The 11,980-nt window shown below is 41.8% G+C and carries 19 protein-coding genes and 1 pseudogene; 3 read left to right on the forward strand and 17 right to left on the reverse strand.

Annotated features, from left to right (window positions below; all coding sequences use genetic code 11):
• Positions 1-122 precede the first annotated feature (122 nt).
• The 3 genes from Pmgp_RS17920 to Pmgp_RS17930 are packed head-to-tail and all read right to left on the reverse strand — an operon-like array spanning position 123 to position 2,319.
• Complete coding sequence (locus Pmgp_RS17920; protein ID WP_243119946.1) at positions 123-620, reverse strand: GNAT family N-acetyltransferase; 498 nt, start codon at positions 618-620, stop codon at positions 123-125.
• A gap of 18 nt (positions 621-638) precedes the next feature.
• Positions 639-1,088 (reverse strand): GNAT family N-acetyltransferase, encoded by a 450-nt coding sequence (locus Pmgp_RS17925; RefSeq protein WP_192903012.1) that lies wholly within the window; start codon positions 1,086-1,088, stop codon positions 639-641.
• A gap of 49 nt (positions 1,089-1,137) precedes the next feature.
• Positions 1,138-2,319: an aminotransferase-like domain-containing protein gene (locus Pmgp_RS17930; protein ID WP_134215855.1), complete on the reverse strand. Its 1,182-nt coding sequence runs from the start codon at positions 2,317-2,319 to the stop codon at positions 1,138-1,140.
• A 246-nt stretch (positions 2,320-2,565) separates the two neighbouring features.
• On the opposite strand from Pmgp_RS17930, the gene Pmgp_RS17935 reads away from it, so the two are divergent.
• Positions 2,566-3,030 carry a methylated-DNA--[protein]-cysteine S-methyltransferase gene (locus tag Pmgp_RS17935; protein WP_134215857.1) on the forward strand — a complete coding sequence of 155 codons (465 nt, stop codon included), beginning with the start codon at positions 2,566-2,568 and terminating at the stop codon, positions 3,028-3,030.
• A gap of 122 nt (positions 3,031-3,152) precedes the next feature.
• Positions 3,153-4,355, forward strand: a complete 1,203-nt coding sequence (locus Pmgp_RS17940) for an MFS transporter (protein ID WP_134215859.1) — start codon at positions 3,153-3,155, stop codon at positions 4,353-4,355.
• Between the two features lie 173 nt (positions 4,356-4,528).
• Here Pmgp_RS17940 and Pmgp_RS17945 read toward each other — a convergent pair whose 3' ends face one another.
• On the reverse strand, positions 4,529-4,963 hold the full coding sequence (locus Pmgp_RS17945; protein WP_243119947.1) for a CPBP family glutamic-type intramembrane protease: 435 nt from the start codon (positions 4,961-4,963) through the stop codon (positions 4,529-4,531).
• Positions 4,964-5,002: 39 nt separating this feature from the next.
• Here Pmgp_RS17945 and Pmgp_RS17950 point away from each other — a divergent pair, with 39 nt between their 5' ends.
• On the forward strand, positions 5,003-5,212 hold the full coding sequence (locus tag Pmgp_RS17950; RefSeq protein WP_134215861.1) for a hypothetical protein: 210 nt from the start codon (positions 5,003-5,005) through the stop codon (positions 5,210-5,212).
• A 73-nt stretch (positions 5,213-5,285) separates the two neighbouring features.
• Here Pmgp_RS17950 and Pmgp_RS17955 read toward each other — a convergent pair whose 3' ends face one another.
• The 13 genes and pseudogenes from Pmgp_RS17955 to Pmgp_RS18010 all read right to left on the reverse strand — a co-directional run bounded on the left by Pmgp_RS17955 (position 5,286) and on the right by Pmgp_RS18010 (position 11,711).
• Positions 5,286-6,665 (reverse strand): hypothetical protein, encoded by a 1,380-nt coding sequence (locus tag Pmgp_RS17955; protein ID WP_243119948.1) that lies wholly within the window; start codon positions 6,663-6,665, stop codon positions 5,286-5,288.
• A 110-nt stretch (positions 6,666-6,775) separates the two neighbouring features.
• Complete coding sequence (locus Pmgp_RS17960; RefSeq protein WP_134215863.1) at positions 6,776-7,015, reverse strand: single-stranded DNA-binding protein; 240 nt, start codon at positions 7,013-7,015, stop codon at positions 6,776-6,778.
• A 354-nt stretch (positions 7,016-7,369) separates the two neighbouring features.
• Positions 7,370-7,681, reverse strand: a complete 312-nt coding sequence (locus Pmgp_RS17965) for a type II toxin-antitoxin system RelE/ParE family toxin (protein ID WP_134215865.1) — start codon at positions 7,679-7,681, stop codon at positions 7,370-7,372.
• On the reverse strand, positions 7,674-7,961 hold the full coding sequence (locus Pmgp_RS17970) for a type II toxin-antitoxin system Phd/YefM family antitoxin (protein ID WP_134215867.1): 288 nt from the start codon (positions 7,959-7,961) through the stop codon (positions 7,674-7,676). Before Pmgp_RS17970 ends, Pmgp_RS17965 begins: the two co-directional genes overlap by 8 nt.
• A gap of 65 nt (positions 7,962-8,026) precedes the next feature.
• Positions 8,027-8,365, reverse strand: a complete 339-nt coding sequence (locus Pmgp_RS17975; protein WP_134215869.1) for a hypothetical protein — start codon at positions 8,363-8,365, stop codon at positions 8,027-8,029.
• A 25-nt stretch (positions 8,366-8,390) separates the two neighbouring features.
• Positions 8,391-8,588: pseudogene (locus tag Pmgp_RS17980) on the reverse strand (ParB N-terminal domain-containing protein); the annotation flags it as partial.
• A gap of 36 nt (positions 8,589-8,624) precedes the next feature.
• Positions 8,625-9,101 (reverse strand): Csac_0668 family 2Fe-2S cluster-binding (seleno)protein, encoded by a 477-nt coding sequence (locus Pmgp_RS17985; protein WP_134215871.1) that lies wholly within the window; start codon positions 9,099-9,101, stop codon positions 8,625-8,627.
• Between the two features lie 15 nt (positions 9,102-9,116).
• Entirely contained in the window at positions 9,117-9,341 is a 225-nt protein-coding gene (locus Pmgp_RS20630; protein WP_345789159.1) for a plasmid pRiA4b ORF-3 family protein, read from the reverse strand.
• Positions 9,287-9,754 carry a plasmid pRiA4b ORF-3 family protein gene (locus Pmgp_RS17990; protein WP_282432919.1) on the reverse strand — a complete coding sequence of 156 codons (468 nt, stop codon included), beginning with the start codon at positions 9,752-9,754 and terminating at the stop codon, positions 9,287-9,289. Before Pmgp_RS17990 ends, Pmgp_RS20630 begins: the two co-directional genes overlap by 55 nt.
• Complete coding sequence (locus Pmgp_RS17995; protein WP_134215873.1) at positions 9,700-10,098, reverse strand: hypothetical protein; 399 nt, start codon at positions 10,096-10,098, stop codon at positions 9,700-9,702. The genes Pmgp_RS17990 and Pmgp_RS17995 overlap by 55 nt, the downstream gene beginning before the upstream one ends.
• On the reverse strand, positions 10,089-10,619 hold the full coding sequence (locus Pmgp_RS18000) for a PIN domain-containing protein (RefSeq protein WP_134215875.1): 531 nt from the start codon (positions 10,617-10,619) through the stop codon (positions 10,089-10,091). The genes Pmgp_RS17995 and Pmgp_RS18000 overlap by 10 nt, the downstream gene beginning before the upstream one ends.
• Positions 10,612-11,370 carry an ImmA/IrrE family metallo-endopeptidase gene (locus Pmgp_RS18005; protein ID WP_134215877.1) on the reverse strand — a complete coding sequence of 253 codons (759 nt, stop codon included), beginning with the start codon at positions 11,368-11,370 and terminating at the stop codon, positions 10,612-10,614. The genes Pmgp_RS18000 and Pmgp_RS18005 overlap by 8 nt, the downstream gene beginning before the upstream one ends.
• Positions 11,367-11,711 (reverse strand): helix-turn-helix domain-containing protein, encoded by a 345-nt coding sequence (locus tag Pmgp_RS18010; protein WP_134215879.1) that lies wholly within the window; start codon positions 11,709-11,711, stop codon positions 11,367-11,369. Before Pmgp_RS18010 ends, Pmgp_RS18005 begins: the two co-directional genes overlap by 4 nt.
• Positions 11,712-11,980 lie beyond the last annotated feature (269 nt).

The raw sequence follows: 11,980 nt of genomic DNA on the forward strand, positions 1-11,980 counted from the left end.
TTACCCTCGAATACCTCTTTTAAAGAATGGCTATCATTGGCGGCGGCCCCTGGTTTCATATTGTCTTTTCATGGGTTTGCTTAGTTTCTTTCCATTTTTCAAAGATACTTGGACTTAAGAGCCTAATTAATCTCTTTCTCCATCCAGACCACATCAAAGTTCTTCTCTTTTTTTCTTCCTATATGCAAAAACCTGCCGCATTCAACAAAGCCATTCTTCTTATGAAATTGCAGACTCTGGTCGTTGAGTGACGATATATTTGCCAAAAGGTATTTTATACCCATTTTGACTCCTTCTTTCTCAAGCAGTTCCAAAGCCTCTTTCCCAATGCCTTTGCCTGTCTCATCCTGATCCAAAAAATAACTGACTTCCGCAGTTTCCCTGAACACCGGCATGGAGTTATAAGCTCTTAGAAAACAAAACCCAATCACTTTCCCGGTGTCATTATTTTTTATTACATACGCCGGGTACCCCCTGGCCATCTCCAGAAACTTGCCATAAAACTCGTATGGCAGCTTATGCTCAGGGTAAGCGGCAAAACTGTTTTCCACATAATAATTGAAGATATCCATTACTTCCCTGCCGTGTTTTTCTGCCATCGGTTCATGCTTTATCTTCACAACTCATCCTCCCCCCCATTACATCACAATATATTGAAAAAGTCCGTAACGGCTGTAAAAGGCTATGATTTTTTCATTGCCGGACGTAATAATTATTTTTTTCGCTTTTACAGACTTAGCATCCATCCAAAATAAAGCCTTTTTCATAAATTTGTCTCCAATGCCCAACCTTTGGTATCTATCTTCAACGTAAATTGCATCGATTTCCGCCTCATTATCCTTCGTAATTGAGCTAATACAAAAACCTATAAGTTGATCCTGCGTTAAATTCCTGGCCAAATCTATTCTAACGGCGCCTGATTCAGCTTTATTAAGAATATCTTTTTTTCTAGTTTGAAAATCATGTTGTGATAATCTGTTAGTAAAATCCTCTGAATTTAGCTGGAGATGCTCAATAAGTTTCTCCCATAAAGGGCCTATTATATCAATATCCTTTTCATTAACCTCAACAAATTCAACTTCACTCAACAAATTTATTCCTCCTAATAGTTTTCTTTTCCTAATCTATTATATGTGATCAATTCATACAGCTTGTAAAGAGACGGGTCAGACGCCGTATGCCATTTTTAATCTGGTCCGGGGTGGAGTTGGAAAAATTCAGACGCATTGTATTCAGTCCCTCCCGGTCCGGGTAAAAAGGCGCGCCTGGCACGTAGGCCACTTTTTCTTCTATTGCCCTTTCCAAAAGCTGTATGGTGTCAAAGTGATCAGGCATGGTCACCCACAAAAACATACCCCCGTCCGGCTTGGTCCAGAAAATGCCGTCCGGGAAGTTCTTCTGCATCTCCTCCAGCATGATATCCCGGCGCCTGCCGTATTCCTTGCGGATAGCCAGGACATGGCCGGACACGTCGGAGTTCTCCAGATAGCTCTGTACCGCCCGCTGCACCAGTGTGCCCGTGTGCAGGTCGGTACCCTGCTTGGCCAGGACAAGTTTGCGGATTAATTCGCGGCTGGCCGCAATCCAGCCCAGGCGCAGCCCGGGCGCTATAGTCTTGGAAAAAGTGCTAAGGTAAATTACCTGGCCGGCAATGTCAAAAGATTTGACAGGAGGTAGTGTTTCACCACAGTACCTGAGCTCGCCGTAAGGATCATCCTCAATTAGGGGCGTCTCGAATTTCCCCAATAAATCAGCAACCGCCCGGCGTCTTTCAAGGCTCATGGTTACACCGGTCGGGTTTTTAAAAGTGGGGGTCAGGTAAATCAGCTTGGGATGTTGTCTCTTTATGGCCAATTCCATGGCTTCGACATCGATACCCTGGTTATCCGCGGGCACCGCCACAAATCCAGCCTGGTAACTGCGAAAGGTTTGAATCGCACCCAGGTAACTTGGTTTTTCCACCAAAACTACATCTCCTGGATTGATAAAGAGCTTTGCCAGCAGGTCCAGCGCCTGCTGGGAGCCATTAGTGACCAGAATATTATCAGGTCCCGCCTCCACCCCTTTTTCTCGCATCCTGGCAGCTATGTACTCACGCAGAGGCGGGTATCCTTCCGTAGTGCTGTATTGCAGGACAGATGGGTCGCCGCTCTCCAGGACATGACAAAAAGCCTCCCTGATCTCTTTAAGGGGAAACATCTCCGGGGCTGGCAGCCCGCCGGCAAAAGAAATCACTTCGGGACGTTCAGTAACTTTCAATATCTCACGTATTACCGAGCTTTCCATCTGGCTGACCCGCTCGGCATAATTATAACTCATCCTTATACCTCCTCTGATTGGATTGGTTAAGGATTAGTATATTAACCTTTTTACCGGTTAACAACAGCCAATTGGTTGATTTATTATACCATCCAATAATAAATATATAATTAAATTTTAATGAAACATCTATCGATTTCTACGTCTAGTTTTTATATTTTAAAATACATTTATAGACAATCTTTGATATACTTAAATATAAGGAAATACGTAATCTTAAAAATGGCTTCTCGGAGCGAAATTAATATGAAAAATATCTTTTTCTATCAGACAGATCTTGGGGAAATTGGCATCGCCGCCAACGGAAACGCTGTTACGAACCTGTATCTTAAAAAAGAAAACATTCCACGGGATACTGTGGTTCAAGAAACAGAGCTAATAAAAGAGGCAGCCAGGCAGTTGCAGGATTATCTGGCGGGGAAGCTGAGAGATTTTAACCTGCCGCTTGCCCCCGCCGGCACAGAGTTTATGCGGCGTGTTTGGGAAAGCCTGCGCGCCATCCCGTATGGCCAGACACGGAGTTACCAGGAAGTAGCGCAGAGTGTGGGCAATAAGAAAGCGTCAAGGGCGGTCGGCCTTGCCAACAACCGCAACCCGATCCCGATATTTATCCCCTGCCACCGGGTAATCGGTGCCAACGGAAAGCTGGTAGGCTACGGCGGAGGTTTGGAAATCAAGGCTTACCTCCTGGATTTGGAGAAACCTTCCTAAAAACATAATGAGATACCCTATTAACCGTTTTCAAAAAAGTGTTCAGTCCAACTTGAAACCAGAAATTTAATCTGTTTTTATAAGCTGTGCGGACGTACAGCTTATTAATTTTTGGAGGTATTATGCAAGATCACACCCAAACCAGCCGGCAAGCCGCAGGATTAAAGCACTCTGTCTCCATCTGGACCAGAAATTTTACCCTGCTGTGTTTGGCTAATTTAACTTTATTTATTAGTCTGCAGATGCTCCTGCCCACCCTGCCGTTGTACCTGCTGGAGATCGGCGGCAGCCAGAGGGACGTCGGTTATGTGATGGGCGTCTATACCACCGGCGCCATGGCCATGCGCCCCTTCGCCGGCTGGCTGGTTGACCGTTATGGCCGCAGAAAGATCGTAGTCCTTGGCCTGGTAATGCTGCTGGCCGTCGCAGCTTTCTACAGGCTGGCAGCAGGTGTTTCTTTAATAATATTTTTACGCTGCCTGCATGGCATGGCCTTCGGCATAGTAGGCACAGCCATGGGCACCATGGTAGTGGACAGTTTACCCACCAGCCGTTTAGGTGAGGGGATGGGATACTTTGGGCTGACATCTTCCCTGTCAATGGCCTTAGCGCCCTTACTTGGTTTTTGGCTGGTGGGTAAATCCGGTTATCCTGTATTGTTTTTGGCGGTATTCTTGCTGAGCCTGCTGACCTTTTGCTGCAGTTTGCCGGTCCGGGACACCAATGTACCTGTAATTGCTCCCGGCGGTTCCGCCGCGGGAATCTGGGCCAGCCTGCTGGAAAAAACAGCCCTGCCCGCGTCCTGGGTGATGTTCTTTCTGGCTGCTGTTTATGGTTCAGTACTTTCATTTATATCTTTGTACGCAACCGAGCGAGGTATTGCCAATATCGGCTTGTTTTTTACGGCTATTGCCCTGACCATGCTGGTTTCCCGGCCTGTATCCGGCCGCTGGACGGACAGGGGAGGCAGTAATATGATCCTGTTAATCGGGCACCTGACTATCCTTATTGCTATGATCTCCCTCAGCCTGTCACGGACCAGCACCGGCTTCCTCCTGGCCGGCGCTGTCCTGGGCCTCGGTTTTGGCGCCTGCATTCCAACTTTACAGGCTTTGTCCGTGCGCCACACGCCGGAACACAGGCGGGGCGCCGCAACCGGCACTTTCTTTATCGCCTTTGACCTGGGCATTGGTTTGGGCACGATTCTCTGGGGCTACGTGGCGGAAGCAACCGGTTATCAGGTCATGTATTTGACCACGCTGCTCCCCCTGGCTCTGGCCGGGGCCATCTACTACAGGTCCAGGGACTCTAAAAAACATACTTGATGACCATCAGCAAGTCCTCAATATTATTATCCTGTGCCGATAATTCATACTGCGCATCCAACACAATGCTGAACGGCGGGTCCGCAGCAACAGCTTAGCAATTGGTTCAATTTGATTTTGAACTGCCCTTATCATATTAACCTTTAACCCCCGTTAATTATTAGCATTTGAATTTAGCCAATGAGTATTTGGTTTGCTCGTATTCTATAAGCTCTTATTCCGAGTCCAACGGCAACATATAGAATTGAAGTAATGATTCCATTGATTGGAGAAACAAGAATTTCTTTTCCGGTTGCGATGCTGATATAATGTGATATAACTAAAAGATTTACGAGTGAATCCTCTACCATATGCATTAAAATACATGGCCAAACTGACTTTGTTACCCTAAACAGCTCAGTAAACATCACCGCCCAAGATAACAAAGTTATAAAAGCAACAACGGCATATACAGCTCGGCTGACAGGCATTACCGCTTGTATATCTGCCTCAGGTAAAAAGACCAGGTAATATGGAATATGCCATGCTGCCCAAACACAGCCAACGATGAGATATATCTTCCAGTCATTAAGATTTAATTTGACGAGTTGTGAAGTTAAATATTGCAAGAGTTTTTTTAAATTATTGAAAAATCTTTAAGGACAAGTATGGCAATCGGGCAATCCTTATCCGCCGCGGAAATGCTGAAGGAGTCGATCCTGAGCGGCGCGCGGGAAGATGGTGAAGTAGCGGTGGTGTCAGGGGATGGGGTTCTTGACAACATCCTGGGAAGCAAAAAGAACGTCCCCCTGCTTCACCCCTATTTTCACAACTCTTCTGCTGACAAATTCGAACAAATAGGGCCAAGGCTTGGTTAAAGTTATTTCCTAATATTGGTATAATCACATCACCTGCAACTAGTTTAAAGCAAATCTTCTTCAGAAATAGTGGTTACGCTTCAACCTTATCAGAATAATGGTTATATCGGGCCCCAATTTTCTTATATTGCCTTCTTCCTATTTTTTTACAATGAAAGTCTCTGGTCATATATTCCGTAATATTTGCTGCTTCCAACAACCTAGAAGCTCGTCCATCATTTGAGTATAGATAATTACATATTTTGGCCCAAATACGTTGTATTTCAAGAAATTCTTTGTAATGCTTTTGGACGTTACTGTGATATTTCTCTAATTCAATTGCTATATTCATAAATTCCTTCCTATTAAAGTAATTACATAATTTAGGCAATGTTTCACCTAGCTGTTGCCTCATCTGTTCGATTTTATCTTCGTAGACATTTCGTTGTGTTATATATAGCAGAAGTGGTTTGTATCGAATCCAGCCAATACAAGCATTGTAGAAGCGGGTTATAATTTGCTCTGAATCTGCTTTAACGTATCGAAGGTTGATAGGCAATACTCCATCAAGCAAATGATTATAGGTAGAAAATCCGTCATGGAATGTATAACACGGTACCCGGATCACCTTGTGTTCGCTCAGACAGGTGCTTAAAAAAGTGTCTTCACCACGTGCACCGGGCGGATTATAGAATGGCTTTACTCTAGGGGGATCAGTCAGGTTAATACAAAGGTTCCCTCCGGAAATAAATTTACAATGATTGACTTCCTTAACCTCCTTTGTCACATCGCTAGTAAGCACCTGCGTATCGGCATAAGTAATACTGCCATTATTCATTATCATTCGTATTGAATCCCAATTAATGATATCGTTGCTTATAGCTTCTATAAATGTAGCAAAATCATTCTCAGTCAGAACACTGTTAAATTCCACATAAGGAATGGGGGATACATACCCACAATGGTAGCCATGAGTGATATCAGCCTGTCTGATATAGCGCAAGTGAGTTTTTATAACATGCTGACCACTCCATACAACGTTCGGGCGTGTCCTGGTTACTGCTAGTGGATATTCGTCATCATCCAAGAATATAAGATAATCTAGGTTGTTTTTTATCGCAGTATACAGAATAGAATTACGCTGAGCTGCATATCCACTTCCAAAAATCCAAGTTTCTTTTTTATTGATAACATTCTTCCGCACAAGATGCTGGACTTCCGCCTTCATCTCATCTTTACCGATAAAATAGACATTATCTATCAGATCAAGCACTTCTTTTTTTATTTCTTTATAATCTTCTGGTTTAGTATTTGAATACTTCAAATCATAAGCAACTAGAAGGTTTAGACCGATATCTTTTCTTTCAGCTAAACCACATTCCCGCCAGTTGTAAACATAAGTTTTTAAAACCTTTCGGAAACTCTTACGTCCTGTCGCAAAACCTATTCCTAATTGAATGTTTTTGTTCAACACTGTCAACCTCCCCAACCACTATTAAAAACATTCAAAAAAGAGTAAGAATCACTGAACGTCTTATGTGAATATTTAGAACAAACCGCTATAAATCCACCCTTTTTCTAAATTTACTTGCATATTTTCTCATATCTCTGCTGATTCGAAGAAGTCTTCTCTATAGCCTGAATATTTCCACCAGTTTTATTTATTTGATTTAAAAATAACGTTCCAAGAAGCAGCCTGTCTTTTAATGGGATTCTATTCCAGACATAACCCTTAAATAGATCTCTGACCAGAAATATCTCGTTTTCTTGAAGGTTATCAATTTCTTTTATAGCTTCTTCCAATAATTCATTAACATCAACCATGACAAACACCCTCTTATCATCATTATTAACATTGTTGTTATCAACATTATACTACTATTCCGCATATTGTCAATCATACAAAAAGACCGCCAATCAAGGAGTTTTGCTCCTCAACTGGCGGTTGCCATGTTCCCCTAATTCTCAATTTCAACCTCTACCCCTGACTTAAATTCAACCGTCAGCCTGTTTGTTTTCATCCTTGGTATAGCCTAAAAACCGGTTTTCCTTTGGGATGCCTTCCGTTTTGGTATTCTCATTTCATTCCTCCCGCAAAATGGCATGAAAAAAGCACCTCTAACGAAGTGCCTTGATAAAATGAATTTTTTCTCTAAACTCTTTGTATTCAGTTTCTTGCTATTTGACTAACTTTGTTAAATCCATCCTTGCATATATTACCCGATGTATTTCAACAACTTTCTCCTGCTCTCGAACAGTATAGAAAACCGCATAGTTTTTTACCGGCAACATTCGATACTCTTCCTCCAAAGCCCTCAACGGACGGTAAATCTTATGAGCGTATGGAAACTCACTTAACAGGGAAATCGAATGATCAAATGCATCCAACAAATCCATCGCGGCCTTTGGCGCATTCAACTGGTCGGATATATACAAAATAATGTCTGTTATATCCTGTTTGGCTACCGGAAGGTAAACAATCTCATACATTCTTGCCATCTGCCTTTTTCTGCATGGCCTGCCGTATGCTGTCAAATACTTCCTTATGGGAAGACCGTTGATTGGTTTGTTTTGCTTGCAACTCCGCCTCTTTCAGCTTGAAATATATCTCACTCTCGAATTGAAGCTTTTCATAGGCTTGAAAACTCATGACAACCATATCGCCATACCCATTTTTTGTTAAAAAAACGGGCTCAGAAGTTTCATGAACAATCTTTGAAATATCTGCGAATTTATTCCTCAAGTCGGATACCGGTCTAATCTGCGGCATAAAATAACACCTCCCTGATAAGCTTAGCATAATATTATCATAATTATGCTAACTTTTCAAGGTTCCTAGATTATTAAGATTCCCCGCTCATCATAGACAGAAGCACCAGTACTCCCTTGATTTCTAAGCGCCCTAAGGTTTTCAAGAATAATAAGGCTTGCCTCATTGAAATCACAGGCAGGGAACTTAAGCGTTATCATTCCCTCGGCGGTCAGCCCGGCAATGTTTAAAGCATCAATCACCGGCCTGATGTCTTTTACTTGGTCAAATTCAATTTCAGGTGAATACAACACGCTGTCCTTATCCACCAGCCAGCTGCCAGCTAGCCTCTCATCCCCAGCTTCATAGGCAAAGCTCGGTGCGCCGGCATACTTTACTGTACCTCCCACTGCCTCTGCAATCACAGCTGCGATGACCTTGCGCTCTTGTCCGGTTGAGCAGCTCGTCTACCTCGGCGGCATCAAAACCGGTCAAGGATACGTCAAAGGCTCCGGCATCAAGATCAGCCATCACTTCCGCCAGCTTGTTCTCATCCCATTGCCCTTGGATTTTGTTAAGGGCAATATTTAAGGCCTTCTCCCTCTGCTCGTCTAAATTAACCACAACACAGTCAATTTCCGTATACCCCGTAAATGACGGTTCAAGGGAACATATCGACTTGAATCATTTCATGGTTAAGCCTTTATCGATTGCTTCCTGTATGATCTTATGACAGCAACCCCCCAGCGGATTGTTTTCTATGCAATTAGAGTTTTTCATAGCCCCAGTTATAGCATTCACTTCTTTTACTATCTTCGCGTCATGCCTAATTACAGCTTCTATCACTTGTTCTTCGGTAACTTTGCTGCAATAGCATGCATACTTAGGATTTGCATCTTTTTTAAACCAGACAGGAACACTAACTTGGTTTTTTAAGAATTTAATCCTATTATCCACATTATAGTAGACAACATTACAGTTCTCATTCATGCAAATTCTATATTTATCTCCCTCGACTGCCTTGCGGTTATCATCAGTCACCAAATGCTCAACAGTAATTTTACCTACAGCTTCACCCTGGTTATTGCAGACCGGGCAATTCCCCCTGGTTTGTTCTGGATTTTGCGAGCTGCAAGTGCATGTACTGATATTTTTTATCATTAAATCGGGCTCCCTTCACTGTTTGACTTTCTTGATTTTCAAACAAGTCTTAAGCAGATTGTTTCTGAAGTTAATATCAAAGTCACGATAATGCTGACTTTCTCCCCACTGGCGCATGGCTTCATGTTCCGGATGATTAGGATCATTCCAGGCTTCAAGAAATTCCTCATAGCCGCCAAGTCCGCCTACATCTTCCGGCGGGCAAGCACCCTCGCCGGCAAGAATTTGTGGATGCCAAATTCATAATCGTCTATTACTTTTTCGAGCACTATCCTATGACGCCAATAATCTCCAAAATCATAGGTATATTCAAAACTCTTGTACTTCTCCAGGTATTTGTCAATTTTGATTGTCTGAGGCTGTCTGACAGTTGTTTCAATTATCCTGGCAATAATGCCATGAGGATCTTCTTTTTTGGATGGTTTCTTGTTTTTATATTTGGCGGAGTAGAATTTAAATTCTTCATATGATTCTTCATCATTAGTAATTCGAAGCTTCTCTTGCGGAAATTTAAATTCGTAAAGATGATAATCCCGCCAGTCCATATAAAACTGAATCGTATCATGAAGACGTTTGAAAGTAATATCCGCCGGAATAACTACCCTTCTCCATATTTGCTGTTCATACCATTTGTATAAACCGTCATCTGCCAACTGCCGCCATCATCGGCTGGTAGATCGGATTCAGATGGTTTTAATTCAAGCAGATCAAAATCCTCAAATATTGCGGCTGCGGAGTTATTTTTTAGCTTATATTCATATGTAACACTGACTGGCATCAAATGGTTGCTACCGAAGTCAAATTGATCGCTGTATTTCATATTCCTCTGAAAAGTAGTGCGAATTACACCTTTTGCCGAAATAAACGTCTTGCAAACTCCAAAGTCTTCAGCAGGCGATAATGCCCCTGAAAAATATTTTATTTCTAAGGCCGTAGCTGTTACTGGCTCCATAAAAGCAATTGTTTCTAATGGCTTAATTTCGTGATCTATAAACATTTTATATAATCCGTTAACGAGGCTCCAGGTAGTTTGCGCTGCTTTTGTAGCATATTTGCCCATATTGCATTGCCTTGAGCTTCGGTTATCAGGCCGCCATGTAAGGCTTCAACCAAAATGTCCGCCGTTGTAATCTGCTGCAGTCCATACTTTTTAACATACGGAACAATATCACGAAGATTATTGCTTGCTAATATGCCCTTATTTTGTTTGGCTAAAACAATAGCAGCAGCTTCCCCACGGCCAATGACCCTAAAACCTTGCTCTGGATTTGAAGTCAATGTTATGTACAGTATATATTCTTCAGTTCCGACCATTATTTGTCCTATGCTGGCATGTCCTGAATCAACAAGCATATCGGTTCTCTGTTTCAAATGGGGAACGAATGGTTTTGACAATTCATCATAAACCTGCTTGGGAACAATGATTTTTCCGCCGTAAAGCTTGACCAGTATGTTTTCATTCTCTATCCATAAGAACGCAGAAAGGCAGTCAGTATCAATAAACAGCTTATCAGTCATATCTTTCTACCTCTGTTGCGTCAAGACCGTAGACAATATCCGGCCGGAAGGCATCCATCAGCAATTCTTCATACTTGCCGTCAGAAATAATATCTTTTTCTCTAAGTTCCTCTGCCAGCTTGATATAATTGCCAATTGTCATATACCGTTTATTATCCGGCAAGGGCAGATAAAGGGATGCATCATAGCCAAGTTTAAGCACAGATTTAATCACATTAGATTTCATTGTGTCCGCAAACCCTTTACTGATATAGCCCTCATTAATCAGGCGAAAAAGTGTTGCTTGCCTGCTCATTTGAAAATACTGTTCAATTTTTACCACATCTTCTGCTGATAATGTCAACGGACGCTTTTTTAATGTTTCTGTTACAAAAGACTTTAAGGCATCATATGGTGCTAAAAAATATGATGCAAAAGCATCCGCTTCTTTTTCCGAATCAGGCTTGTCTGCCTCAATGTTTTGTTCACAAATAGTGCTTACGAACCCGTCCTGAATAAATAAATGGTAAAGTTCATGTGCTGCAGAATAACGCTGACGGCCATATGAAAGAGTGGAATTGATAGCAACAATCATATCGTTATCAATTTTTATACACATACCGCTGATACGTTCCGAGAATGGATAAAATACTAACGTCAAATTATCCATTCTCCCCATTAAAGCAAAAACATCAAGGGAAGACATCATATCCTCCCCAAATCGTTTTCTTAACATTATGGCATCGGAATTTAATTCGATTTTTTCTTTCACGATTGTGCCACTCCTAATAGTTGTTTCATCTGCCTCAAATTCAGTGCTATTTTGTTAATATCGGAAATGGCAGTGAGGTCATCTTTGTTGATTGAGGTAGCTCTAAAAGCAAATTGCAGATGCTGAATATCCTCATTCATATCTGATAGCTCGCTGAGAGTACAACCGAATAAGCAACATAGCTTCTCTAATGCATCAACGCTTAATTGTCTCTCCCCTTTTTCGCATTTTGAAATAAAGCTCTGATCTACATCTAAAAAAGCTGCTAATTGAGCTTGATTTAAGCCACTATTCTCACGTAAAGATTTCAACTTTGCGCCTATAGCATTTAGGCTTAACATTCTTATCACTCCCTTTGATATATATTATATGCCCTCCTTGTCATAAAATAAACAGTTTGCTCAAAATAATTTATGACATAAAGTAAATAGAGGCCACGGCTTGGTTAAAATTATTTTTTAATATTGGATTTCAATCTCAACACCGTTGTTTTGCAACTAAATAACTAGAAAACATTTCTTTAAGCCCGATATTACGGGCTATTTTAATGTCAATATTTTTGGATTTTAGTGTTGTATATTGTTGTGTATTGTAGTATAATACCTATATA

It is taken from the genome of Pelotomaculum propionicicum, assembly GCF_004369225.1.
Lineage (GTDB): Bacteria > Bacillota > Desulfotomaculia > Desulfotomaculales > Pelotomaculaceae > Pelotomaculum_B > Pelotomaculum_B propionicicum.